22 protein-coding genes and 2 tRNA genes are annotated in these 23,726 nt (G+C 56.6%); 9 read left to right on the top strand and 15 right to left on the bottom strand.

The genetic code is table 11. The features are described from left to right. Window positions 1-4 precede the first annotated feature (4 nt). The 8 genes from C5F52_RS10915 to C5F52_RS10885 all read right to left on the bottom strand — a co-directional run bounded on the left by C5F52_RS10915 (window position 5) and on the right by C5F52_RS10885 (window position 4,955). Entirely contained in the window at window positions 5-694 is a 690-nt protein-coding gene (locus C5F52_RS10915; protein ID WP_104798383.1) for a phage replication initiation protein, NGO0469 family, read from the bottom strand. After that, window positions 681-1,400, bottom strand: a complete 720-nt coding sequence (locus tag C5F52_RS10910; RefSeq protein WP_201747000.1) for a hypothetical protein — start codon at window positions 1,398-1,400, stop codon at window positions 681-683. The genes C5F52_RS10915 and C5F52_RS10910 overlap by 14 nt, the downstream gene beginning before the upstream one ends. Continuing rightward, a complete protein-coding gene (locus tag C5F52_RS10905; protein ID WP_104798382.1) occupies window positions 1,390-1,728 on the bottom strand; it encodes a hypothetical protein in 339 nt (112 codons plus the stop codon). The genes C5F52_RS10910 and C5F52_RS10905 overlap by 11 nt, the downstream gene beginning before the upstream one ends. Continuing rightward, window positions 1,728-1,931 carry a hypothetical protein gene (locus tag C5F52_RS10900; protein ID WP_104798381.1) on the bottom strand — a complete coding sequence of 68 codons (204 nt, stop codon included), beginning with the start codon at window positions 1,929-1,931 and terminating at the stop codon, window positions 1,728-1,730. The genes C5F52_RS10905 and C5F52_RS10900 overlap by 1 nt, the downstream gene beginning before the upstream one ends. Window positions 1,932-2,037: 106 nt before the next feature. Further along, window positions 2,038-2,631, bottom strand: coding sequence for a hypothetical protein (locus C5F52_RS10895; protein ID WP_104798380.1), 594 nt, complete (start codon window positions 2,629-2,631; stop codon window positions 2,038-2,040). A 145-nt stretch (window positions 2,632-2,776) separates the two neighbouring features. Further along, complete coding sequence (locus C5F52_RS10890; protein WP_104798379.1) at window positions 2,777-3,208, bottom strand: hypothetical protein; 432 nt, start codon at window positions 3,206-3,208, stop codon at window positions 2,777-2,779. 68 nt (window positions 3,209-3,276) lie between these two features. Then, entirely contained in the window at window positions 3,277-3,561 is a 285-nt protein-coding gene (locus C5F52_RS29670) for a hypothetical protein (protein WP_146100071.1), read from the bottom strand. A 32-nt stretch (window positions 3,562-3,593) separates the two neighbouring features. Next, on the bottom strand, window positions 3,594-4,955 hold the full coding sequence (locus C5F52_RS10885) for an integrase family protein (RefSeq protein ID WP_104798378.1): 1,362 nt from the start codon (window positions 4,953-4,955) through the stop codon (window positions 3,594-3,596). 443 nt (window positions 4,956-5,398) lie between these two features. Here C5F52_RS10885 and C5F52_RS10880 point away from each other — a divergent pair, with 443 nt between their 5' ends. Beyond that, window positions 5,399-7,270 (top strand): radical SAM protein, encoded by a 1,872-nt coding sequence (locus C5F52_RS10880; protein WP_104798377.1) that lies wholly within the window; start codon window positions 5,399-5,401, stop codon window positions 7,268-7,270. An 85-nt stretch (window positions 7,271-7,355) separates the two neighbouring features. Then, window positions 7,356-7,431, top strand: a tRNA-Gly gene (locus C5F52_RS10875). A gap of 164 nt (window positions 7,432-7,595) precedes the next feature. On the opposite strand, the gene C5F52_RS29665 is transcribed toward C5F52_RS10875, so the two are convergent. Next, the gene (locus C5F52_RS29665; RefSeq protein ID WP_146100070.1) at window positions 7,596-7,844 is read right to left on the bottom strand and encodes a hypothetical protein; all 249 of its coding nucleotides are present in this window, start codon (window positions 7,842-7,844) and stop codon (window positions 7,596-7,598) included. A gap of 92 nt (window positions 7,845-7,936) precedes the next feature. Further along, window positions 7,937-8,320 (bottom strand): hypothetical protein, encoded by a 384-nt coding sequence (locus C5F52_RS30040; protein WP_201746999.1) that lies wholly within the window; start codon window positions 8,318-8,320, stop codon window positions 7,937-7,939. Between the two features lie 115 nt (window positions 8,321-8,435). On the opposite strand from C5F52_RS30040, the gene C5F52_RS10865 reads away from it, so the two are divergent. Both C5F52_RS10865 and C5F52_RS10860 read left to right on the top strand, forming a co-directional pair. Continuing rightward, window positions 8,436-8,526 (top strand) — tRNA-Leu (locus tag C5F52_RS10865). 31 nt (window positions 8,527-8,557) lie between these two features. Further along, window positions 8,558-9,190 (top strand): DUF6806 family protein, encoded by a 633-nt coding sequence (locus C5F52_RS10860; protein ID WP_104798376.1) that lies wholly within the window; start codon window positions 8,558-8,560, stop codon window positions 9,188-9,190. Window positions 9,191-9,342: 152 nt separating this feature from the next. On the opposite strand, the gene C5F52_RS10855 is transcribed toward C5F52_RS10860, so the two are convergent. The 3 genes from C5F52_RS10855 to ilvD form a co-directional block, all read right to left on the bottom strand. Further along, complete coding sequence (locus C5F52_RS10855; protein ID WP_201746998.1) at window positions 9,343-10,893, bottom strand: fumarate hydratase; 1,551 nt, start codon at window positions 10,891-10,893, stop codon at window positions 9,343-9,345. Window positions 10,894-11,063: 170 nt separating this feature from the next. Next, the gene (locus tag C5F52_RS10850; protein WP_104798374.1) at window positions 11,064-11,369 is read right to left on the bottom strand and encodes a c-type cytochrome; all 306 of its coding nucleotides are present in this window, start codon (window positions 11,367-11,369) and stop codon (window positions 11,064-11,066) included. Window positions 11,370-11,385: 16 nt separating this feature from the next. Beyond that, a complete protein-coding gene (ilvD, locus tag C5F52_RS10845; RefSeq protein WP_104798373.1) occupies window positions 11,386-13,080 on the bottom strand; it encodes a dihydroxy-acid dehydratase in 1,695 nt (564 codons plus the stop codon). A gap of 88 nt (window positions 13,081-13,168) precedes the next feature. Here ilvD and lgt point away from each other — a divergent pair, with 88 nt between their 5' ends. The 5 genes from lgt (at window position 13,169) to C5F52_RS10820 (ending at window position 18,818) form a co-directional block, all read left to right on the top strand. Then, window positions 13,169-13,984, top strand: coding sequence for a prolipoprotein diacylglyceryl transferase (lgt, locus tag C5F52_RS10840; RefSeq protein ID WP_104798372.1), 816 nt, complete (start codon window positions 13,169-13,171; stop codon window positions 13,982-13,984). Window positions 13,985-14,091: 107 nt separating this feature from the next. Next, on the top strand, window positions 14,092-14,763 hold the full coding sequence (locus tag C5F52_RS10835; protein ID WP_104798371.1) for a GntR family transcriptional regulator: 672 nt from the start codon (window positions 14,092-14,094) through the stop codon (window positions 14,761-14,763). A gap of 21 nt (window positions 14,764-14,784) precedes the next feature. Continuing rightward, window positions 14,785-16,218: a malonyl-CoA decarboxylase gene (locus tag C5F52_RS10830; RefSeq protein ID WP_104798370.1), complete on the top strand. Its 1,434-nt coding sequence runs from the start codon at window positions 14,785-14,787 to the stop codon at window positions 16,216-16,218. A 37-nt stretch (window positions 16,219-16,255) separates the two neighbouring features. Continuing rightward, window positions 16,256-17,248 (top strand): tripartite tricarboxylate transporter substrate binding protein, encoded by a 993-nt coding sequence (locus C5F52_RS10825; RefSeq protein ID WP_236657828.1) that lies wholly within the window; start codon window positions 16,256-16,258, stop codon window positions 17,246-17,248. Window positions 17,249-17,276: 28 nt separating this feature from the next. Beyond that, window positions 17,277-18,818, top strand: coding sequence for a malonyl-CoA synthase (locus C5F52_RS10820; RefSeq protein WP_104798368.1), 1,542 nt, complete (start codon window positions 17,277-17,279; stop codon window positions 18,816-18,818). Between the two features lie 78 nt (window positions 18,819-18,896). Here C5F52_RS10820 and cphA (C5F52_RS10815) read toward each other — a convergent pair whose 3' ends face one another. Next, a complete protein-coding gene (gene cphA, locus C5F52_RS10815; protein ID WP_104798367.1) occupies window positions 18,897-21,479 on the bottom strand; it encodes a cyanophycin synthetase in 2,583 nt (860 codons plus the stop codon). After that, window positions 21,479-23,692: a cyanophycin synthetase gene (gene cphA / locus C5F52_RS10810; protein WP_104798366.1), complete on the bottom strand. Its 2,214-nt coding sequence runs from the start codon at window positions 23,690-23,692 to the stop codon at window positions 21,479-21,481. Before cphA (C5F52_RS10810) ends, cphA (C5F52_RS10815) begins: the two co-directional genes overlap by 1 nt. Window positions 23,693-23,726: the final 34 nt, after the last annotated feature.

The raw sequence follows: 23,726 nt of genomic DNA, 5'->3' as shown, positions 1-23,726 counted from the left end.
CCTCTCAAAAAGGGATGTCTGATTCAAAGTCATCAAGGCCGTCAGCGGCTTGGGCGGGTGGTGGCGTTGGCGTCCGTGTGGGCTTGGCAGTAGCTGGCGCGGGGCTTGGTTGGCTGGCGCTCAGTGCGATGCGGCCGCTCGGTGGCGTCAAGGCTTTGAACTCTGGCGATGCCTCGATTTGCTCTTGCACGCGCTTGGGCAGGGCGGCGAACGTCACCCAATCTGGCGCGGCCATGTCCCAATGCAGCAGGCTTTCGTTGCATGTGCCTTCTGGTGGCTGCATGGCCTTGGGCGCGGCCATGATGCCCGCGATGTTGGTGTAGTTCGTGCCGTCTTTGATGCTTTCCACCAGCGAAATAAGGCAGGTCTTGCCAAGCACGGCGCGGGTGTCAAAGGCTTTGAGTTCATCAGGCGTGAAGTCGCGGCCGCGCCAGCTTGCCAGCATTTTGCGGAGGGCTGACTTTTCATGCAGCGATGCTGTGAAGCGCTTGCTCACGACGTGTGGCTGTCCATCGTCACGTCTCACGTCAGCGTCCAAGATTTCAAAGGCCAGCAACACTTTGTGCGCGGTCTTGGTTTCGCCTTGGTAGTCGGTCGTTTGTGTGCCAAGGTCTAGCAGCCTCACGCAGCGGGCCAAAAAGGTTCCAGCGGGGCAGGGTGCGAAGTTGGCGGCGGTGTTCTCAGAAATAATCACTTGGGTGTCCTTTGGATTTGGGTGTTAAAAAAGTTCGATGGCTCTTTTTCGGTCGGTGTTCGGTCTTTGTTCGGTCGTTTGGTTTGGTCTTGCGTTGGCAATTGCCTTGCTCTTGGTTGCCGTTCAATTCGGGTACAGGAGATGGTTTATCTAGATGGTGTCCGTCTGGCGGTGTAGAGAGGGGGCCAAAATCACCCCTTATTGCACCGTCTGGCGGTGCAGCAGACTTGCCCTCTACACCGTCTGGCGGTGCAATAGAAAGACCCGTTGCACCGTGAGACGGTCTAAGGGGTGCGTTTTTAATCTGCATAGAAATGAACCCGCCACGCTCAAAGCTTTCAGCAGCGCCAGCGTCAAACCCTTGCATTCGGTCAAGCGTTCGCCATGTCACGGCGTACCAACTTGCCTTGTTTGGGCGGCAACCTTGTACCGTCTGGTGGATGAACTTCGCGGCTATCAGTTCACGCATTGCACGGGTAATAACGTCCTGCGACTTCCAGCCACGTTTTTCAAGATAGGCGCGGCTTGCCAGCAGTCGGCCGTTGTTGTCGCGCACATACTGGCGGTCAACTTCAATCAGCAGCGCCTTTGCGGGGTGGCTCAGGTTTTGGAATGCGGCGCTGTCAATGACTACCCAAGGCAGGGCCATAAACCCACCCGCCAGCCGTCCACCGTCCTGCCCTTTGGCTTTGTGTTTACGTGCCATGTCGTGCAGCCTCCGCTGTTTGGCGCGCCAGCACGATAAATCTGTTTGGCAGTGAATAGGCGGCCATCCAGCGGGTCGGCGCTTCGGGCGTAGGGGTTGGCACCGTCACAGCTTCAATCGGCCAGCCTTGCATTCGCAGGGTGAAAATCACAGCCCCCAAGCGCCAAGAGCCCGTCGCCCCCTCAAATTGAGGGTGGCTGATTGACTCCCCATTCAGCAGGGCTTGCAAGGCTTTGCCCTCCAAGGTGTGTTTGGCAGGGTAGGTGGGCGCGAATGGCGGCGGCGGCAAGAATGACAGTTGCTCAGGCGCTGAGCGGTGGGCACCCATCACGCCACCCCAAGTACGCGCTTCACGTCAGCGGTGGGCCATGCCAAGCGGCCATAAATGCGCGTTGCCTTCACGGGGCCAGTGCCGTTGCAGGCGTGAATTCGCAGCGTTTGCGGTTTGCGGTTCAGGTAGTGCGCAGCTTCCTCTGTGGTCAACGCGGGTTTGGTGACCAAGTGAAGCGGTTGAAAGTCTGTTTTTTGCATGAATGCACCTTTTGTTTTGGTGCATTAATTTGATTCTTTGCGTGTTTGTTTGTGAATATGCAGTCGGTCGTTCGCTGCCATGCAGTCGGTCGTTCGCTGCCCCCTTTTAGAGTTTTTGCAGCTTCCCCCTCACGACTCGTTCTGTCTGGTAGACCTGTGGCGCTATTTGTTTTGCAGCCTCGTTTTTGCTCACGCCTTCAGCCTTTAGCGCCAGCCATAAGGTTTCGATTTGGTCGTTTGTCTCTTGGGCTCGTTCTGAGCGCGGCGACTGCACTTCTCGCATGTATTCGCTCTTGCCACGCAACATTCCAGCCACCATGACAATGCTCTCAAAGTCGTTGGCCGTCAGGCTGGCGCGGTTTTGCTCCCACCACTCACCTATGGTGTCGCCATTGCATTGCATGTCAGCAGTCAGTGCCACCATTTGCGTTATTTCTTGAACGCGCCTGCCACCTTGCTGCCAGTTGAAAAACATAAGGGCGTATTCATCGGGCGCGGGGTAGTCTGGCGGCGGCGACGCTGCCCCTTTAAATGCAAGTGACCACCACATCCACTGAAAAGATGAATGCATGTTTTGGTCTTTGACAGCTTCGTCAATGCGTAAGGCTTGTTCAATTTGGCTCTGAAACTTGGCAGGGTCTTTGTTTTTGTCTGCCAAGTACGGGCTGTTTTGCAGCCACTTTGGGTGCTTCGTGTCCATTGCTTCCCCCTCGAGAAGTGCCCACCTGTGGAAAGGTGCCACCAGCAGCCATCAAGGGGGAATGGCGTTCGGACGGATTGCAGCCCGTCCTAGCTGGCGGCGAAAACTCAGAATATTTGCTGGCGCTTGTTTGGGCCTTTGGTGGTCAATCGGGTGTCGCCTCTGTGTGGCGAACTGGCATCCACTCCTCAGCGTCTGGCCGTCCAAGTAATTGCGGGTTGATGCGGTTTGCCAGCACAGAGTTGGTGAATCCAATGCGGCAAAGTACGGCGTCCAAAGCCTCCAGCATGTTGTAAATGTGAGGCTGCGACTCTGCCTCGCCTTGGATGTGTTGCAGCAGCGTTCGCGCCACGTCGGTGCTTTCATAAATGCGGCTCAGGCAGGCGTCAACCTCTGCCTTTTTTGCGCTCTCAGGTGTGGGCTTGGTGGTGGGTTCTCTCCAATAAGCTTCCACGGCGGCGGCGTCATAGGGGTTATAGGGGCCATCGGCGGCCGTGTGTTCAATCGGTGCGTCTTGGGCGGCTTCGCGCTTGACGCGCTCCCAATCGGTCGCGGTGGGCTTGGTAGGTTCGTTCATGGTGGCGCTCCTTTGGTTGGTTGTCTCAGTCGTATTGCAGCCCGTCCTAGCTGGCGCCTGCGGCCTGCTCACGACCATTTTTTATACATTCGCGTGGGCACGGCTCCAAGCGCTCGAAGTTCAATCTCTCGACACTGCAAGTAACACAGCGCCTGCCACCATTCCTCATCCAGTTTTGCAATTTCGCGCTGTTTTTTTTCCTCTACATACTTATCCATCTGGCGGTCTGTCCATGCCTTGCTGAAAGAGGCCACGGACTTTGGGAAACGACCTTTTCGTGGGAACTGTTGTACGGGCTCAGGGGCTGCGGTCGGTAGCCGTGTGACGTTGCTTATCGGTGCGGGTGCGTTCATGGTGGTGGTGCTCCTGTGGTTGGTTGGTTGTCTCAAGCGGCGTTGACCACTCGCAGTTTGTTGGGCAGTGCCTTGGCGTCAAACTCAATACCCGCTTGTTCAAGAATCCACGCCTCGATGCGGTTGTGGTGCAGCGCCAGCAGTTCAAGCGGCCGCACTGTGTAATGCTTTTCAGCGGTGGCGCTTGGTTTGTGGCCTTGGATTTGGGCCACGATGCCCACGGGCACCTCCTGCCACTCGGTCAGGCTTTTGAATGAACGGCGTAGGCCGTGCAGGGTCAGTCCATCAAGGCCAGCAGCTTTGCAGGCGCGGGTGTGTGGCGTGTTCGGCTCGGTCAGGCACCCGCTGGCGCTTGTAGGGCTTGAGAAAACCCACTCGTTACGGCGGGGCAGGGCGCACAGCAGGCGCTCCACGTAGGGCGTGAGCGGTATTTCCCGTGCACCTTCCACCTTGTCACGAATGGCGATGCCCTTCCATTGGGTGTTCAGGTCTTCCCATTTCAGCGCCAGCACCTCGTTTGGCCGCGCGCCAGTGAGTAGCAGGGTTTGCAGGTAGGCGGCGATTACGGGGTTTTGTAGTTGCTGCACAGCGGTGAACCAAGCGGCCAGTTGCCCACGTTGTAGGTTGTCTGTCTTTGGTGTGGCCTTGCCCAAGGCTTCACGGGCCTTTTTGCTCTTGGCGGGGTTCTTGGCAGGCACCAGCGCGGCATATTGGGGCTGTTCACCACACCACGTCATGAACACCGTCAGCAGCCGCCACGCTAGACGGGCAGACGCGGGGCGGGTTTGGCCTTCCAGCGATGCCCAAGCCTCGACCCGCTCTTGGGTGAGGTCAACCATGCGAAGCGGCATCAAGCTTGCAAGTGGGCCAGCGGTGGTGAGTTCAGGGCCACCACGTCTGTGACTTGGCAAACCTCCCACCTTGGCTTTGTCGATGTGGTCGCGGTAGTGCAGGGCTCCCCAATGTGGGCGGCGCTGTTCAAGGTAGTCAGCCCACACCTCGCCCACGGTCAGCACTTGCTGGCGCTCGGTCTCTCGCTCAGTTGCCAGTTTTGCAGCTTTGGTGGCGGCTTGCTGGCGCTCTAGTTCGCGGGGGTCTTGTCCACTGTCCAGCACTACGGCAAGGCGTCTAGCCTCGGTGCGGGCCTGTTCAATCGTCCAGCTTTTCACGTCCCCGATTGCGCGGCGCACTGTCTGGCGGTTCAGCTTTGACTCGAATACAAACGTCTTGGCGCCAGTGTTTGACACTCTCACCCTCAGGGCGGGCACTTCGCTATCCCGCAAAAATGCCTGTGTCTTCACGTCGGTTCTGCACGTTAGGCGCTCAATCACCCCAATGGTCAGATTGATGCGCTTGTGCACGTCTGGCGATGCGCTGTTTTTGGGGCGTGTCATTGTTCACCTGTGATGCTGCGTAGCCACTGCGTAGCCAAAAAACCCCCATTTAGGGGAATATCCATCAACACTTGGCACTGTGCTTTCAGCCAGCATACGCGCCTAAGTCGTTGATTTGTATATATTGTACCTACATTACTAAACGTGCACGAATACTATTTAGTCAGGATTGTGATTCCTGTTGTCGTGGGTTCGAGCCCCATCAGCCACCCCAGTCAAGTTATGAAAAAGCCCGGTTTTGCCGGGCTTTTTTATTGGCAATTTAGATAACCACGAATGGCTTCGCCATCGTTCAGACTGTCTTTATTTGTGGCATAGGCTTACGTCGATAATTAAGGCGTTTCAATTTTTCTTTGACGTCTACAGTGCAATTGTCCCAAATCCAGGTCGTTGATGATTCCGTTTCAGATCAGCCATTCCGTGTTCTGAGCCTTATCCCGCCGATGACGCAGCTCAATACGCCATATCCGTCTACGGCCTATCTCACGGGTTTTTTGCGCTCACAACATGTCGATGCCGTGCAAGACGATTTGGCGCTGGCGTTGGTGTTAGCCTTGTTCACGCCAGAGGGCTTAGCGCAGGTACGCGACCGAGCCTTGGCATTGCAAGAAGCCGATCGAAGCGCCTCGGTCAACTATTTTCTGGATTTCTTTTCTCGCTACCACGGCACGATCGCGCCGGCCATTGCCTTTTTGCAAGGCAACGATTCCACGCTGAGCCATCGCATTGCAGGTCGCGGATTTTTGCCGGAAGGCCCACGATTCGCCGCCTTGGATGCGTATGAGGACGATGACAGCGGCGACTCTTTAGCTTGGGCATTTGGCGCGTTGGGTCAGCAAGATCGAGCGCGGCATTTGGCCACCTTGTATTTGAATGATTTGGCCGATGTACTCCGTGATGCCGTTGATTCGCGCTTTGAGTTTGTGCGCTACGCCGAGTCTTTGGCAGGGAGTCAGGCCACGTTTGAACCTTTGGCGCAAGCGCTTGGCGCACCGTGCACTTTGGTGGATGAGGTGTTGCAAAGTTTGACTTTGGCTGCCATGGCCAAGCATCAACCACAGTTGGTGCTGTTGTCGGTGCCGTTTCCAGGGGCCGTGTATGCGGCATTGCGCATCGCGCAAACGATCAAGCGTCACCACCCTGAAGTGCGCATTGCCATGGGCGGAGGCTTTGTCAACACCGAGTTGCGCGAGTTGACCGATCCGCGGCTGTTTGATTTTGTTGATTTCATCACGCTCGATGCGGGTGAGCGGCCTTTGCTCGCGCTGTTAGAGCACTTGCACGGTAAGCGCAGTGCCCAGCGTTTGGTGCGCACGTTCATTCGCAACGATGACAACCAAGTGCGGTTGATGAATTGGGCCGAGCCCGATGTTGCTTTCGAAGAGGTGGGTACGCCCACTTGGGATGGATTGCCGATTCACCGCTATTTGTCTTTGTTGGACATGCTCAACCCGATGCACCGTTTGTGGAGTGATGGACGCTGGAACAAGCTGACGGTGGCACACGGCTGTTATTGGAAAAAATGCAGTTTTTGTGACGTGAGCTTGGACTACATCTCGCGCTACGAAACAGCCTCCGCCAGCACCTTGGTCGATCGTATTGAGCGCATCGTGGCGGAAACGGGGCAAACAGGGTTTCACTTTGTGGATGAAGCCGCGCCACCCAAGGTCTTGAAAGCTCTGGCGCACGAGTTGTTGCGTCGTCAAGTTCACATCTCTTGGTGGGGCAACATTCGTTTTGAAAAAACCTTCACGCCAGAGTTGGCCGAGTTGCTGGCTGAAAGTGGCTGTATCGCCATGTCAGGCGGTTTGGAGGTGGCGTCAGACCGTTTGTTGAGTTTGATGAAAAAAGGCGTCTCGGTGGAGCAGGTGGCACGCGTGACCAAAAGCTTTTCAGATGCCGGCGTCTTGGTTCACGCCTACCTGATGTACGGTTTTCCAACGCAGACGTTGCAAGACACGGTGGATGCGTTGGAGTACGTACGCCAGCTCTTTGAGAATGGATGCATCCAAAGCGGCTTTTTTCACCGCTTTGCCTGCACGGTGCATTCACCCGTTGGCAAAGACCCCGCTGCGTACGGTATTCAACTGATCCCTTTGCCTGACGTAAGTTTTGCAAAAAATGACATTGGTTTTATAGATCCCACTGAAACCGATCACGATACCTTGGGCTTGGGTTTGAAAAAAGCCATCTACAACTTCATGCACGGCGTGGGTTTGGAGCAGGATGTGCGCAGCTGGTTTGAACTGCCTAAAGGGCAATGTCCAAAATCAACAGTAGTGCGTCACAGAATTGCGAAGGCTTTGGATGCTTGACGAGATTTGTGAAATATTTCAAGCACGTGCCTAGAAAATACAGAAAAACCCTTTATACTTTGGCCTTCGTTAAATACGAAGCAATGCGGGAATAGCTCAGTTGGTAGAGCGCAACCTTGCCAAGGTTGAGGTCGCGAGTTCGAGTCTCGTTTCCCGCTCCAAATACAAAACCTCTGAAACTTAGTTTCAGAGGTTTTTTATGCCTGTTTAAATAATTGATACAAACGACCCAAGGTAATTTTGTAACCCCATCAAGCTACGGCACTTTTTAGCCTGCTCGATGACGGCTAGGGGGGATTGCAAACCGCGAAGCGGCACCGCGAGTTCAGAGTTCGGCACTGGTTGTGTCGTTGTGAATAAGCAAGGATTCGCCGTTATTTTGGTGTGCGTGCTTTGGTGGCTTTGCTGACCAGTGAATTGCCGTTGATGTTGAGGCCAACGCGCTCTTAGCTTTGGCGTTCGCTGACTGCACAGAAACGAACAGATGCAATGTTGTCGCATTTTGATTGGTTGACGACAGATTCATGAAAGTAGCATCAAGTTCCTCAGTTCTGCACATTTGCAAGGCGCTCATCAGGGATATCTATTGGTGGTTGGCAATTGACCGATTTGTTAGGTGTCGCAGATCACGAGCAGGCTTTTTGTTGGGTGCTAAACAGCGAACGTTTATTTTTTCGGTGCTGTTCCGCCGCTCTTGACGCACTCATCCATCGTCTTAAATTCAGTGAACTTCTTGGTGCGTTCGTAGCTGGGGCTTGCTTTGTCATGGCAAATACCAGCGTCTGATTTTTTAACCATGCTCTCAGCGGCTGGGGCTTGACCGTTCGGCGCACGACCTCCGGTTTTCAAACACTCATCCATGGTTTTGAATTCTGTGAATTTTTTGGTGCTGGCAAATGAGGCGCTTGTTTTGTCGTGGCAAATACCAGAGTCCGATTTTTTAACGACTGGCTCTGCCGAGGGCGCAGGTTTTTGATCTGCGGCATGACTTAAGCTCATGCTGAGGCCCAGCAAAAAGCCAATTGAAATTTTTAAAGTGTTTGAATTCACGATGCTTCTCCGTTGTGAGTAACTAAATATAGCGCATCAATATGTCGATCCGCATGCGCGTATCCCCGAGAGTCACGGTGGCTTGACGTAAAATGAAGCCCACGTCAAAGACACCGCCCGAGTGGTGAAATAGGTAGACACAAGAGACTTAAAATCTCTCGCTTTCCGCAAGGGGCGTACCGGTTCGATTCCGGTCTCGGGCACCATCCATTTAGACTGCAAAGAAGGAGTTTCGTCATGGCACGTTACAACGCCGCGTATGAAATTCACGTTCACGGGGAGGTCTCACTTCGTGCTGATGTGGACCTTGCTCAACTACAAGATGCTTTGCGTCCTCTCTGGAAATATGCGGGCTCGTCTTCTTTGCAAGACGGTTCGGCCAGCGCCTACCCCGAAGAGCCTGGTATTCGTTTTGATGCGCAAGCCCATCTTTTGCAAATGTGCTGGACTGTCCCCGGCGATGATGATTTCCGTCAATGCTTGGACGAAATGTGCATGAGCCTGAACGAACTGACCGCAGCAGGCGCTGCGATTGAAGTCACGTTCTACGACAACGATTTTGACGAAGAAGACGAAAACCGTGGACAAGATTCACGCGACGACTTCGTGATGCTCTTCGTGGGCCCCACACCTGCCGACATCATGCAAGCCCAACGTGACATGTTGATCAACGACGTGGTGCACCTGATGGAGCGCCATTTCGATGGCGCTGAGTTGGGTGGTGTGGTCAATGAAATTGACAAACTGTTTTCACAGCGCTTTGATAATTTGGTGAACTCACTGGATCTCGGTCGACCACCTCGCGGATCGGGTGGCAATGGTCATGGCGGTTCTGGCCACGGTGGTCGCAAACCCCGCCATTTGCACTGAGCGCAATCAGGCGACGGCTTCACCGAAAATCAATTCAAACAAAAAAACCGCTGATGCCATTCAAAGCATCAGCGGTTTTTTTATAGGTCTATGTATGAAAGTTTGCAACGCAGCCAAATGGCCCACGTTGCATCTTTCTATGCTGACAAAGCTTAGCCAGCCGTCACACCAATGCCTTTGAACTCGCCTGTGGCAATGCGCTTTTCCCACTCGGCGGGGCCGGTGATGTGGGCACTTGTGCCACCAGAGTCCACGGCCACGGTGACAGGCATGTCCACCACGTCAAACTCGTAAATTGCTTCCATGCCGAGGTCGGCAAAGCCCACCACTTTGGCGTGCTTGATGGCTTTGGACACGAGGTAAGCCGCGCCGCCCACCGCCATGAGGTAGGCCGACTTGTGCTTTTTGATGGCTTCAATGGCAACCGGGCCGCGTTCGGCTTTGCCCACCATGGAAATCAAGCCGGTTTCGGCCAGCATCATTTCGGTGAATTTGTCCATGCGGGTGGCGGTGGTGGGGCCTGCGGGGCCAACCACTTCGTTGCCCACAGGGTCCACAGGGCCAACGTAGTAGATCACGCGGTTGGTGAAGTCCACCGGCAACTTCTCGCCTTTGGCCAGCATGTCTTGGATGCGTTTGTGCGCGGCATCGCGACCGGTGAGCATTTTGCCGTTGAGCAAAATGGTTTGGCCAGGCTTCCAGCTCGCCACTTCTTCTTTGGTGAGGGTGTTGAGGTCCACGCGCTTGCTCTTTTGCGTGTCTGGGGTCCAGTTGACATCGGGCCACAGGTCGAGAGAGGGCGCTTCCAAATACACAGGGCCTGAGCCATCCATCACAAAGTGGGCGTGGCGTGTGGCGGCACAGTTGGGGATCATCGCAATCGGCTTGCTGGCCGCGTGCGTGGGGTACATCTTGATCTTCACGTCGAGCACGGTGGTCAAGCCGCCCAAGCCTTGGGCGCCGATGCCCAAAGCGTTGACCTTGTGGTACAGCTCCAAGCGCAGTTCTTCGACTTGGCTGAGCTTCTCGCCCTTGCTCGATTTCTCCAGCAACTGGTACATGTCCAGGTCGTCCATCAGGCTTTCTTTGGCCATGAGCACGGCTTTTTCAGCGGTGCCGCCAATGCCAATGCCCAACATGCCAGGCGGGCACCAGCCCGCGCCCATCGTCGGCACCGTTTTCAACACCCAATCCACCACACTGTCGCTGGGGTTGAGCATGTACATCTTGGACTTGTTCTCGCTGCCGCCGCCTTTGGCTGCCACGGTCACGTCTACTTTGTCGCCAGGCACGATTTGCGTGAAGATCACGGCAGGGGTGTTGTCTTTGGTGTTTTTGCGGGCGAACTGAGGGTCATCGACGACCGAGGCGCGCAACATGTTGTCGGGGTGGTTGTAGCCACGGCGCACGCCTTCGTTGATGGCGTCGTCCAAGCTGCCTGTGAAACCTTCCCAGCGCACGTCCATACCGATTTTCAAGAACACGTTCACGATGCCCGTGTCTTGGCAAATGGGGCGATGGCCCATGGCGCTCATCTTGCTGTTGGTCAAGATTTGTGCAATCGCATCTTTGGCGGCGGGGCTTTGCTCGCGCTGGTATGCGCTGGCCAAGTGGCTGATGAAATCGGCAGGGTGGTAGTAGCTGATGTACTGCAGAGCAGCGGCGACCGATTCAATCAAATCGTTTTGGCGGATGGTGGTCATGTTCAGGGTCCTGGAAAGGGCTTGGTGACAGAGATAAAACAGCCTCAGAGTTTACTCAATACCCCTGTCACAAGGCTTGCAGCTGTCGCCAGGTTTTTCAGTGGCTCAATCGCTCACCCATAAAAAAACCCGCTGCGTTAGCAGCGGGTTTGTGGCGATCGTTGAGACGATCACTTGATGGTCAAGATCCAAGCGGCCAATTTGTGAGCTTCTGCATCGTTGACTTGGGTATTCGCCGGCATGGGGACAGGACCCCACACACCAGCGCCACCTTTTTGAATTTTGGTGGCCAGTTTGTCAACGGCTGTTTTGTCTGCAGCGTATTTAGCGGCCACGTCCTTGTAAGACGGTCCCACCAGTTTTTTGTCGAGTGCATGGCAGGCCATACAGTTTTTCGACGTTGCCAGTGCTTGGTCTGCAAAGGCGGGGCTCAACAAGGTGGTGGCAGAAATCAAAGCCAACAAAGTGCGTTTCATGGTGTCTCCTTAAATTTCAGTAGTCGTCCAACACGGCGCCCTTGCTGGCACTCGATGCGTTGAAGGCAAATTTGGCTTGAACGCCGCGCACGTAACGTGGCGCAGGCGCTGTCCAGCCTTCTTTGCGCTTGGCCAGTGTGGCGTCATCCACGTTGAGTTGCAGCAGCAATTGACGTGCATCGATGGTGATGGAGTCACCTTCATTGACGAACGCGATGTTGCCGCCCGCTGCGGCTTCGGGTGCGACGTGGCCGACCACCATGCCCCACGTGCCGCCCGAGAAGCGGCCATCGGTGATCAAGCCCACGCTCTCACCCAAACCCGCACCAATCAAAGCACCTGTGGGGGCCAGCATTTCAGGCATGCCAGGGCCGCCTTTGGGGCCGAGGTAGCGCAAAACCATCACGTCACCCGCCACAATCTTGCCGTCCAAAATGGCTTGCAGGGCAGATTGCTCGTCATCAAACACGCGTGCTGGACCGGTGATGACGGGGTTTTTCAAGCCCGTGATTTTGGCCACAGCACCTTCGGGTGACAAGTTACCTTTGAGAATGGCCAAATGGCCTTCTGCATACATGGGGTTGCTGATGGGGCGGATGACATCTTGATCGGCACGCGGTGCGTCTGGAATGTCTTTCAAGTTCTCTGCCACGGTCTTGCCGGTGATGGTCATGCAGCTGCCGTCGAGCAAGCCCGCCGTCAACAAGGTTTTCATCACTTGGGGAATGCCGCCAGCGCGGTGTAAATCAACGGCCAAGTACTTGCCGCTGGGCTTCAAGTCGCAAATCACGGGTACTTTGCGGCGCACGCGCTCGAAGTCGTCAATCGACCATTCCACACCCGCGGCGTGGGCGATGGCCAAGAAGTGCAGCACGGCGTTGGTTGATCCGCCTGTGGCCATGATGACCGCCACAGCGTTTTCCAACGAGGCTTTGGTCACGATATCGCGCGGCTTCAAGTCTTTTTTGACCGCTTCGATCAGCACCTTGGCCGACTCTTGTGCAGAGTTCAGCTTCTCATCGTGCGGGTTGGCCATGGTGGAGGAGTAGGGCAAGGACAGGCCCAAGGCTTCGAAGGCCGAAGACATGGTGTTGGCCGTGTACATGCCGCCGCATGAGCCCGTGCCAGGAATGGCACGTTGCTCGATTTGTTTGAGGTCTTCGTCGCTCATGTTGCCGGCGGCGTTTTGGCCCACCGCTTCAAACACGCTGACGATGTTCAGGTCTTGGCCCTTGTAATGGCCTGGCAAGATGGTGCCGCCGTACACATAGATCGCGGGCACATTGGCGCGCAACATGCCCATCATGCCGCCGGGCATGTTTTTGTCGCAGCCGCCGACCACCAGCACGCCGTCCATCCATTGGCCTTGCACGCAGGTTTCGATGCAGTCCGAAATCACTTCGCGGCTGACCAGCGAGTATTTCATGCCTTCGGTGCCCATGGCCATGCCGTCGGAAATCGTGGGGGTGCCAAAAATTTGCGCATTGCCGCCAGCGGCCTCAATTGCAGCCACTGCCGCGTCAGACAGTTTTTGCAAACCGCTGTTACAGGGGGTGATGGTGCTGTGGCCGTTGGCCACGCCGATCATGGGTTTGGCGAAATCGCTTTCCTCGTAGCCCATGCCGTAATACATAGAGCGGTTAGGTGCGCGGGATTTGCCCTCGGTGATGTTGGCCGAGCGACGGTTGATCTTGATGGTTTTAATGTCCATGTTGACTCTGAAATTTGGTTAAGCCTTGAGTTTAACTGCGGCTGTAGGCGCTGGTCCGTCGCCTTGGCGCAAGGCACAATGGTCGACTATGTTGCTGCACCCCTCGATTGATCCTGTCGCCCTTCAAGTGGGCCCCTTGGCCATCCATTGGTATGGCTTGACTTACCTTGCCGCTTTTGCGCTGTTCATGGGCTTGGCCCAGCTGCGGCTGCGACAGGCGCCCTACGCACAGTTGGTGGCGCAGGGCTTGTGGTCCAAACAAGACATTGAAGACTTGCTGTTTTATGGCGTGGTTGGCGTGGTCTTGGGCGGGCGTGTGGGGTATTGCTTGTTTTACAAGCCGGGCTACTACGCAGCGCATCCGCTGGAGGTGTTCGCGGTTTGGCAAGGTGGCATGAGTTTTCATGGCGGCATGCTCGGCGTGATTTCTGCTATGGCATTGTTTGCTTGGCAGCGCCAACGGGCTTGGTTTTTGGTGACCGATTTCATTGCACCTTGCGTGCCAACGGGCTTGGCTGCAGGTCGTGTGGGCAACTTCATCAATGGGGAGCTGTGGGGGCGAGCCGCTGATCCGTCGCTGCCTTGGGCCATGGTGTTTCCACAAAGCGGCAGCATGGTGCCGCGCCATCCCTCGCAGGTGTACCAATTTTTGGGTGAGGGCTTGCTGCTGTTCGTGGTGATGTGGCTCTACGCCCGCAAACCTCGTGCGGTGGGGGCGGTGTCTGGCATCTTTTTGATTGGTTACGGCAGCTTGCGGTTTTTGGCTGAGTATTTCCGTGAGCCCGACGCACATTTGGGCCTGTTGGCCTTAGGTCTGAGCATGGGGCAATGGCTGTGCGTGCCCATGGTGGTGCTGGGCCTGATCATTTGGTGGCGTGCCGTTCGCTACCGCGCAAGTCTCTGATTTTTCATTGTCTTTAAGGGAAAGTCCTAGCGTTTTACCGCGCAAGGCGATGGGTTTGGCTTTCATAATTACTCGTAATTACAGGAAATTACGAGTCAACCCAAACCATGCGCGCCCTTGTCAACTCATTACACGATGACGTCGCCTCACGGCTGCGCGCCGCCATCTTTGATGGGCAATTGGCGCCTGGCAATTTCATCGACGAAGCAGCTTTGTGCACGCAATGGTCGATCTCTCGCACCCCCTTGCGCGAAGCCCTCAAAGTGTTGACAGCCGAAGGCTTGATTCGGCACGAACCGCGCCGTGGGTGCTTTGTGAATGAAGTCACCGAGCAAGATTTGGACGAGATCTTTCCGGTCATTGCCTTGTTGGAAGGGCGTTGCGCCTTTGAAGCCACGCGCCATGCCAGTGAAGCAGATGTGCGTGTGTTGTCGCAATGGCACGAGCGCTTGGCAAGCCACGCAGAGGCAGGTCGCATCAACGATTACTACGAGGCCAATTACGCCATTCACGAGGCCATCATTCAATTGGCCAACAACAAATGGCTGGCACAAGCCATTGCCGATTTGCGCAAGATTTTGAAACTTGCCCGGTTGCAACAGCTGCACGCGCCGGGTCGTTTGACGCAAAGTTTGACGGAGCACATGGCCGTGTTTGACGCCTTGAAAGCCCGCAATGCCGAGGCCGCAGAACAAGCCATGCGACACCACCTGTTACAGCAACGCGAAGCTTTGCGGGAATTGACCCGTAGCCAAAGCTTGGTGGGCTTGACCGCTTGAGAGATTTGAAGAAAGAACCCCATGACCGCGACCTCTTGGCTCAATAGCAAACTGAACGTGTTGCGCAGCTCTGCGCTCGCCACCGAAGCGCCCAAAGAAGAGAACCGCTCCACACGCGAGCGCTTAGACGCGACGCTGCGCCAGAAGAAAGAGGCCTTGTCGCCCCGATCTTTGCGCCGCACTTTGGCCGAGTTACAAGCGGTGGTCGATCCGCGTGTGAGCGAGGTCGAAGGCGGGCGTCGCGCCAAGGCCTTGGCCGATTGGTATGCCAAGGCCGTGCAGGAAGAGCGTCAAGACTTGTGGTTGTTGATCAGTGAGCAGTTTGGTCCCGATGCCGTCAAAGTTCGCGCCGCGCGTGACGACTACGACGCCGCCTTGGGCACGGCAGACGAAGGTTCGGCTGAGATTCGCTTGCGCCGTGCCTTGGTGTCGCCGCGCACACGCTTGCTGCAACGCTTTGCGGCGTACCCAGGTGGCATGCGGTTCTTGGTGGATTTGCGTGCGGAGTTGCTGCCCCAGCTCAAAGGCAACAAGCGTTTGCTGGCGCTGGATGCTGAGTTGGAAAACTTGTTCTCAACCTGGTTTGATGTGGCCTTCTTAGAGCTGCGCACCATCAGCTGGGACTCACCCGCGTCCTTGATTGAAAAACTCATCAAGTACGAAGCGGTGCACGACATTCGCAGCTGGGCTGATTTGAAAAACCGCCTCGACAGCGACCGCCGTTGTTATGGTTTCTTTCATCCCAGCTTGCCCAACGAGCCGCTGATTTTTGTGGAAGTCGCCTTGCTCAACGAGATGGCCGACAACATCATGCCGCTGTTGGACGAAGGGGCCGCACCTGAAGATTTACAAAAATCCAGCGTGGCTATTTTTTATTCCATCAGCAACACCCAAGGCGGCTTGAAGGGCGTGAGCTTTGGCGACTCTTTGATCAAACGCGTGGTCGAAACCTTGCGCGCCGAGTTCCCCAAGTTGAAGACATTTGCCACCTTGTCGCCCATCCCCGGTTTGCGTCCTTGGCTGGTGCGTCAGGTGCCCGAGCTGTTGACGCACTTGAACGACAAAGAGTTGTCGGCCTTGGGCCGTGAGTTGAGTTTTGAGCCACCCACGGCCACACATGTGCTGGCGGCCATCGACCAGCCTTTGGTCTTGAGTGCTTTGTCTGCCAAATCACCTTTGCGTTTGTTTTTGACCCGTTGCGCCGCGCACTATTTGGGACAAAGCCGCCACGGCGAGCAAGTGCTCGACCCCGTGGCCCGCTTCCATTTGGGCAACGGTGCGCGCATTGAGCGCATCAACTGGTTTGCAGATCCGTCCACCAAAGGCGTCAAGCAGTCGCACGGCTTGATGGTCAATTACCTTTACGACTTGAAGCGTTTGGACAAGCATCGCCACATGCTCGACAACGGCGAAGCACCAGCATCCAGCGATGTGCAAGCCCTGTATTTCAAGTAAGTTGTGCGCATTATCAAAAACCATGAAGGAGACAAACATGAATCAATTCAACAAAACATCAACACGCCGCAGCGTCTTGGCTTTGGGCATCGCAGCGTTGGCTGCGATGAGCTTGAGCGCGCATGCCGATCCAAGCTGGCCGAGCAAGCCTGTCAGCCTGATCGTGCCATTCCCAGCCGGCGGCGGTACCGATGCGTTTGCACGCCCTTTCTCTGCACAGTTTTCCAAACAGTCGGGCAAAACTTTGGTCATCGACAACCGAGGCGGCGCAGGCGGTAACTTAGGTGCAGGCATTGCCGCCAAAGCTGCGCCGGATGGTTACACCTTGTTCATGGGGGCTGTGCATCACTCGATCGCCCCTTCGATGTATCCCAAACTTGACTACGACTTGGAGCGCGATTTTGTACCGCTTGCGATGGTAGCCAGCGTGCCCCATGTGTTGGTGGTGAACACGAAAACCATGCCTAGCGATTTCAAGTCCTTCATGGCCTTGGTGCGCAGCAACCCTGGTCGCTTTAACTACGGTTCTGCAGGCGGCGGCACCTCGCATCACTTGGCGGGTGAGCTGTTCAAGTTGCAGAGCAAAACCTTCATCACACACATTCCTTACCGTGGCGCTGGCCCTGCTTTGCAGGACTTGATCGCAGGCAACGTGGACATGATGTTTGACGGTTTGGGGTCTTCGGCGCAACACATCAAAGGCGGTCGTATCAAGGCCTTGATGGTGTCGGGCAACAAACGCAACCCTGCGTTTCCTGATGTGCCTTGCGCCGCTGAGCTGGGGATGCCCGATTACAACGTGAACACGTGGTACGGCTTGTGGGCGCCGAAAGGTACACCCGCCGATGTGCAAGTGCGCGTCATCGAAGAAGTGCGTAAAGCCGCAGCAGCTGATGAAATCAAAACTGGCTGGGCCAACAATGGTGCCGAGTTTCCCAATCTCACGGGCGCTCAATTTGGCGCGTTTGTCAGCGCTGACATTAAAAAATGGGCGGCCGTGGTGAAAGCCTCTGGTGCCAAATTAGATTGATTTAAACCTACGTGCTGCATTTCCGAAAATGACCATGAACCACAACCTTTATGCCGCCTTGCGCGCGGCATTTCCCAAAGATTTGAGTGCCACCGCCGTGGAGACGGACGACGGGCAGTTCTACAGCTGGGCCGATCTAGAGCGCGCCAGCGCCATGATGGCCAACTTGCTCGACTCACTCGACATCCCCAAAGGCGCGCGTGTGGCGGTGCAGGTGGAGAAGTCGGTCGAAGCCATGATGTTGTACTTGGCAACTTTGCGCGCGGGCTATGTGTTTTTGCCCTTGAACACGGCGTACCAAAGCGCCGAGATTGAGTATTTCATTGGCAATGCCGAACCCGCCGTGGTGGTATGTAGCAGCAAGAACTTTGGTTGGGTCAGCAAGATCGCATTCAAGGCCGGCACACAAAACGTGTTCACCTTGGACGACAACCGCACCGGCAGTTTGTTGGAGCGCGCCGCGCATTGCTCGGACCAGCATCAAGTGGTGCAAAACAAAGCCGATGACTTGGCTGCCATTTTGTACACCAGTGGCACCACAGGCCGCAGCAAAGGCGCCATGCTCTCGCACGGCAACATGCTCAGCAATGCACAGACCCTCAAAAAATACTGGGGTTGGAAGCCCGGCGATGTGCTGATTCACGCCTTGCCCATCTTCCATGTGCACGGGTTGTTTGTGGCCATTCACGGGGCCTTGCTCAACGGCAGCAAGATGATTTGGATGTCCAAGTTCGACCCCAAATTGGTCATCGCCAAAATGCCCGAAGCGACCGTCTTCATGGGCGTGCCGACTTTGTATGTGCGCATGCTGGCCGAGCCCAGTTTGACGAAAGCGCAAGCCTCGAACATGCGCTTGTTCATTGCAGGTTCAGCGCCGTTGTTGTTGGAAACCTTCACCGAATGGCAAGAGCGCACAGGGCAAGCCATTTTGGAGCGTTATGGCATGAGCGAAACCGTCATGCTCACCTCCAATCCTTATGCGGCTGACGCGCGTTACCCCGGTCAAACTGAGCGTCGTGGCGGCACCGTGGGCTTCCCGTTGCCCGGCGTGTCTTTGCGTGTGCAAGACGACGATGGCAAGGCTTTGCCCGTGGGTGAGATTGGTGGCATTCAGGTCAAAGGCCCGAACGTGTTTGCGGGTTACTGGCGCATGCCAGAGAAAACCAAAGAAGAGTTCACGGCCGATGGCTATTTCAAAACCGGTGACGTCGGCAAGATTGACGAACGCGGCTATGTGGTGATCGTGGGGCGCAGCAAAGACTTGATCATCAGCGGTGGCTACAACGTGTATCCCGCAGAGATTGAGGGTTACATCAATGAAATGCCAGGCGTCGCTGAGAGCGCTTTGATTGGTGTGCCGCATCCTGATTTTGGTGAGGTGGGCGTGGCGGTGGTGATTGCCAAGCCTGGTGCCAAGGTGGATGCGGATGGGGTGATTGCAGCGCTCAAATCGCAGTTGGCGAATTTCAAGATTCCTAAGAAGTGTTTTGTGGTGGCTGAGTTGCCGCGCAACACGATGGGCAAGGTTCAGAAGAACTTGTTGCGGGAGCAATACAAAGGGTTGTTTTAAGCTTGTTGCCTTGGCTTCGGGGTTGATAAAAAAAGCCACTCAAACGAGTGGCTTTTTTGCTGGTGCGAACAAGAGAACTTAGCCCGCTAATGCCGCCGAGTTCACGCGTTGTGTGATGTGCGCCAAGGCTTCTTCGACTTGGTCAATCAATATCAAGCACAAATCGCCTTGTTGCAGGCGCTCCATCGCGCGGTCGATGGCTAAGAATTCGCCATGGATTTCGTCGATGTGGGTGGTGCGCTTGGCGCCGTCCAAGCCTTGACGCAAGAGTTTGAGCACTTCGCCATCGACACGACCGCGTTGGCAGGCGTCTTGATAAAGCACCACGTCGTCGAAGGCTTCACCAATCAGGCGGGTTTGTTCGCGAATGTCTTCGTCACGTCGATCACCGGCGCCGCTGATGACCACGCTGCGTCGTTGGGCGGGCAGGTTGGTGACGGCTTGGACCAAGGCTTTGATGGCGTCGGGGTTGTGGCCGTAGTCGGCAATGACGGTGGCGCCTTTGTAGTCGAACACGTTGAAGCGTCCGGGCACGGCGTTGCTGTCGCTCACAAAGGTGGCGAGGCCTTTGCAGATGGTTTTCCAAGGCACGCCGACGGCCCACGCTGCGCCGATGGAGGCCATGGCGTTTTCGATTTGAAAGCCAATGGCGCCACTGCGTGTGACGGGAATGTCTGACAACGGAATGCGTACCGAGTGGTTGCCTTGCATGCAGACGATTTGGTCGTCTTCCACGAACAGCACGCGTTTGCCTTGTGCGCGGTGCGTGGCAATGATGGGATGGTGTGCGTCCAAGCCAAAGAAGGTCACTTGGCCTGGGCAGTTGCCGGCCATGGCGGCCACGATGGGGTCGGTGGCGTTCAACACGGCCGTGCCTGTGGGGGCCACGTTTTGCACGATGACGCGCTTCAAAACCGCCAAGTCTTCGACGGTGGAGATGTAGTTCAAGCCGAGATGGTCGCCCATGCCGATGTTGGTCACCACCGCCACTTGGCAGCGGTCAAAGGCCAAGCCTTCGCGTAGCATGCCGCCGCGTGCGGTTTCTAGCACAGCCGCGTCGACGTCTGGGTGCATCAGCACATTGCGGGCGCTGCGTGGGCCGCTGCAGTCGCCGCTGTCGGTTTGACGGCCGTTGACATACACGCCATCGGTGTTGGTCATGCCCACGCGCAAGCCGTTGGCGCGCAGCAAGTGCGAGGTGAGGCGCACGGTGGTGGTTTTGCCGTTGGTGCCGGTCACGGCAATCACGGGAATACGGCCATCGTCACCATCAGGGAACATGGTGGAAATGACCGCTTCACCCACGTCGCGGCCTTTGCCAAACGAGGGGCTCAGGTGCATGCGCAGGCCGGGGGCGGCGTTGACTTCCACCACGCCACCGCTTTGCTCTTCCATCGGACGCAGCACCGATTCACACACCACATCAACACCACAAATGTCGAGGCCCACCATTTGGGCGGCCGCGATGGCGCGTAAGGCAACTTCGGGGTGCACATCGTCCGTCACGTCGGTGGCGGTGCCGCCAGTGGACAGGTTGGCGTTGTTGCGCAAGATCACGCGCGCGCCTTTGGCGGGCACGGAGTTGGCGTCAAAGCCTTGTTCTTTGAGGCGTGCAATGGCGATGTCGTCAAAGCGAATTTTGGTCAAGGACGTGGCATGGCCTTCGCCGCGACGAGGGTCTGCGTTGACGATGTCGACCAACTCGCGCACGGTGTTTTTGCCGTTGCCAATCACCAAGGGCGGTTCGCGGCGTGCGGCGGCAACGAGCTTGCTGCCCACCACCAACAAGCGGTAATCGCTGCCTGGCAGGAAACGCTCAACCAGCACTTCATCACGGAAGGACACCGCGGTGGTGTACGCCGTTTTGACGCCTTCTTCCGTGGTGACGTTGACGGAGATGCCTTTGCCTTGGTTGCCATCGCGAGGTTTCACCACCACGGGCAAGCCAATTTCTTGCGCCGCAGCCCAAGCGTCTTCGGGGCTGTGCACTGGGCGACCCAAGGGCACAGGCACACCCGCGGCGTGCAGCAGTTTTTTGGTGAGTTCTTTGTCTTGGGCGATGGACTCGGCAATGGCGCTGGTGGAGTCGATCTCCGCGGCTTGGATGCGGCGTTGTTTGCTGCCCCAGCCCAGTTGCACCAAGCTGCCTTCGGTCAGGCGACGGTATGGAATGCCACGCGCCACGGCGGCATCGACGATGGAGCCGGTTGAGGGGCCCAAGCGGATGTCTTCGTCCAAATTACGCAGTTGATCAACAGCGGCATCCACATCAAAGGCCGTGTTGTTGAACGCGGCGGCACACAGTTCAGACGCCAGTTTCAACGCCAAACAGCCCACCTCTTCTTCGGTGTACTCCACGGCGACTTGGTACAAGCCTTCGTCGGTGGTCAGGGTCGTGCGGCTGAAGGTGACGGGGCAACCCGCCTCAATTTGCAAATGCAAAGTCGCGGCTTCGAGGGCGTGCGCCATGCTGAGCTTGACATCTTTGCCCGTGGGACGCAGGCTGCCAACCCCAGGAAACAGGTTGCGCAACTGGCCTTCGAACTCAGGCAGTTGACTCAGATCGATTTCAGCCGCGTCGCAACGCACCATGGCTTCGACGGCGGTGTGACGGGTCCAGAGGTTGGGCCCACGCAGGGCTCGGGTACGAGAGACTTCCATTACGCAATCTTTCTAGCGATGTGTTTGGGCGTGTTCTGGTTGTTTTGGCCGAAATTCTTCAAACCAGCGCGAATCAGCAGCGGTGCAATGTCGAGTGACCAAGCCGCCGCCACGGCAGCCAGCAAGGTGGAGATGTGCAAGCCGCCTTTGAGCAAGCGTGCGATCAACTCCAAATCGAGGTGGAATAGTTGAGTTTCTTGATCGCCACGGGCCAAGGTGACGTGGCCGTCTTTGCAATACACCGCGCGGCCGCCTTGCTGACGGTGTGCGGTGACGGTGGCGTTGCTGTGCTCTTTGGCGTAGTAAACGACTTCGCCATCGCTCAACTCAGCCAAGCCGACCACGGCTTCTTCGTCGGCATTGAGCACGGCCGCACCTTCGGGCAACACCAAATCGATTTGGGTGCGAATGACGGTGCGCATTTGCTCCGGCGTTTGGATGTCGTGCTGCTGAATCAGCGCGTCATCGGTGTCGGGCATGTTGGTGACCACACCAATCAAGCACCGGTCGTACGCCAAACCTTCGTTGAGGATGTGTGAGGGCGAGGTTTCGAACACGGCGGCATCCAAGGCGCGGTTGATCAGCAGGCGCTCTGAAAACTCAAAGCCGCGCGCATCTTTTTTGCCCAAATGGTGTTGGTCCATGTACAGGCCGTCTTGGCAGGCCAAGCCTGTGCGACGACCCGACAAATGCAGCAACCAAGACACCAGCTGCGAAAGCTCGGTGGTTTGGTGCGTGCCGACCACGCCCACGACCGGAATGCGGCCAGACTCGTTGACGCCAAACAAATGTTCGACGATGGCTTTGCCCACAGGGCGGGGTTGACCCACCGCGGGTTTGACGTGCATCAACAAGCCGGGGCCGGCGTTGACTTCGATGATGGCGCCTTGGGTTTCGTCGAGAGAGCGGGAAATGTCTTGGGTGACGATGTCGATGCCAGCAATGTCCAAGCCAATCACACGAGCGGCGAGGGTGGCGACGGCTGCCACATCGGGGTGCACCAAGTCGGTCACGTCGTTGTTCAAGTTGCCATTGCGCTGGACCACCACGATGCGGTCTTTCTCAGGCACGCTGGTGGGCTCTAAGCCTTGGCGTTGGATCTCAAGCAGCGACATTTCGCCGCGAGCCGTGTGCAAGCGAATCAGGTCGAGCGGGAAACCTTCGGCTTCGCCGCGGCGCGGGTCGGTGTTGATTTGCAGTTCAATCAGTTGCTCGACGGTGGAGATGCCGTCGCCGGTGACGCAAGCTGTTTCGCCACGGGTGGCGGCCACCACGCGGTCGCCCACCACGAGCACGCGGTGTTCATCGCCGCGCACATAGCGTTCGATCAACACGCCGCTGCCTTCTTTGTCGGCGGCGGCCCACGCGTTGCGCACACCTTCTTCGGTGTTCACGTCGAGGGACACGCCCCAACCGCGGTTGCCGTCCAGCGGTTTGACCACCACGGGCAAGCCAATGTCTTGCGCGGAAGCCCAGGCTTCATCGGCTGTTTTGACCACTTGGCCTTCGGGCACGGGAATGCCGCATTGGGTCAGCAAGCGCTTGGTCAAGTCTTTGTCGCTGGAGATGCTTTCGGCGATGGCGCTGGTGCGATCGGTCTCCGCCGTCCAGATGCGGCGTTGGCGTGAGCCATAGCCGAGTTGCACCAAATTGCCTTCGGTCAAGCGAATGAACGGAGTTTTGCGTTCCACCGCGGCATCCACGATGCAGGCGGTGCTGGGGCCCAAACAACGCTTGTCGGCAATGCCTTTCAAGCGGTTAATGGTGGCGGTGATGTCGTAAGGCTGGTTGTTTGCCGCTGACATCACGATTTCGCGGGCGGCCAAAAAGCTTTCACGGCCCAGTTCTTCGTGTTCGGTGCGGAACACCACTTTGTAAATACCGCGTTTGCTGATTTCGCGTGCTTTGCCAAATTCAGCACGGGCACCGGCCAGCAACTGCAGCTCAATGGAGACGTGCTCCATGATGTGCCCCATCCACGTGCCACCCACCAATCGGGTGAGAAAGCCGCCGCGATGGCCAACGCCGCAGTGGTGTTCGACCAAACCGGGCAACCAAGCATTGAGCCGGTCATTGAACCCGTCAATTTTGTTGGAAGGGTGATCTTCCATTTCGCCCAAATCAATCAGCGCCTCAATGATGGGGCGGTAAGTCCAGATGTTGGGTCCGCGCAAGTAGTTCATGCGCAGAATTTGAATGTCTTTGAATGCCATGTTTTGATGTGGGTAGGCTAGGGTGGAACTCAAA

The organism is Limnohabitans sp. TS-CS-82 (assembly GCF_002943475.1).
Note: the sequence above shows the minus strand (reverse complement) of the source record. Positions and strands in the feature narration are given on the sequence as shown.

What these genes read in the sequence shown, in the direction of transcription:
- C5F52_RS10820 (WP_104798368.1), top strand. Translation starts at nt 17,277, where the DNA reads ATGACCATGAACCACAACCTTTATGCCGCCTTGCGCGCGGCATTTCCC.
- ilvD (WP_104798373.1), bottom strand. Translation starts at nt 13,080, where the DNA reads ATGGACATTAAAACCATCAAGATCAACCGTCGCTCGGCCAACATCACC.
- C5F52_RS29670 (WP_146100071.1), bottom strand. Translation starts at nt 3,561, where the DNA reads ATGAACGCACCCGCACCGATAAGCAACGTCACACGGCTACCGACCGCA.
- lgt (WP_104798372.1), top strand. Translation starts at nt 13,169, where the DNA reads ATGTTGCTGCACCCCTCGATTGATCCTGTCGCCCTTCAAGTGGGCCCC.
- C5F52_RS10825 (WP_236657828.1), top strand. Translation starts at nt 16,256, where the DNA reads ATGAATCAATTCAACAAAACATCAACACGCCGCAGCGTCTTGGCTTTG.
- C5F52_RS29665 (WP_146100070.1), bottom strand. Translation starts at nt 7,844, where the DNA reads ATGAGCGCCTTGCAAATGTGCAGAACTGAGGAACTTGATGCTACTTTC.
- C5F52_RS10890 (WP_104798379.1), bottom strand. Translation starts at nt 3,208, where the DNA reads ATGAACGAACCTACCAAGCCCACCGCGACCGATTGGGAGCGCGTCAAG.
- C5F52_RS10835 (WP_104798371.1), top strand. Translation starts at nt 14,092, where the DNA reads ATGCGCGCCCTTGTCAACTCATTACACGATGACGTCGCCTCACGGCTG.
- C5F52_RS10905 (WP_104798382.1), bottom strand. Translation starts at nt 1,728, where the DNA reads ATGGGTGCCCACCGCTCAGCGCCTGAGCAACTGTCATTCTTGCCGCCG.
- C5F52_RS10880 (WP_104798377.1), top strand. Translation starts at nt 5,399, where the DNA reads ATGACGCAGCTCAATACGCCATATCCGTCTACGGCCTATCTCACGGGT.
- cphA (WP_104798367.1), bottom strand. Translation starts at nt 21,479, where the DNA reads ATGGAAGTCTCTCGTACCCGAGCCCTGCGTGGGCCCAACCTCTGGACC.
- C5F52_RS10885 (WP_104798378.1), bottom strand. Translation starts at nt 4,955, where the DNA reads ATGACACGCCCCAAAAACAGCGCATCGCCAGACGTGCACAAGCGCATC.
- C5F52_RS10910 (WP_201747000.1), bottom strand. Translation starts at nt 1,400, where the DNA reads ATGGCACGTAAACACAAAGCCAAAGGGCAGGACGGTGGACGGCTGGCG.
- cphA (WP_104798366.1), bottom strand. Translation starts at nt 23,692, where the DNA reads ATGGCATTCAAAGACATTCAAATTCTGCGCATGAACTACTTGCGCGGA.
- C5F52_RS10900 (WP_104798381.1), bottom strand. Translation starts at nt 1,931, where the DNA reads ATGCAAAAAACAGACTTTCAACCGCTTCACTTGGTCACCAAACCCGCG.
- C5F52_RS10895 (WP_104798380.1), bottom strand. Translation starts at nt 2,631, where the DNA reads ATGGACACGAAGCACCCAAAGTGGCTGCAAAACAGCCCGTACTTGGCA.
- C5F52_RS10860 (WP_104798376.1), top strand. Translation starts at nt 8,558, where the DNA reads ATGGCACGTTACAACGCCGCGTATGAAATTCACGTTCACGGGGAGGTC.
- C5F52_RS10830 (WP_104798370.1), top strand. Translation starts at nt 14,785, where the DNA reads ATGACCGCGACCTCTTGGCTCAATAGCAAACTGAACGTGTTGCGCAGC.
- C5F52_RS10855 (WP_201746998.1), bottom strand. Translation starts at nt 10,893, where the DNA reads ATGACCACCATCCGCCAAAACGATTTGATTGAATCGGTCGCCGCTGCT.
- C5F52_RS10850 (WP_104798374.1), bottom strand. Translation starts at nt 11,369, where the DNA reads ATGAAACGCACTTTGTTGGCTTTGATTTCTGCCACCACCTTGTTGAGC.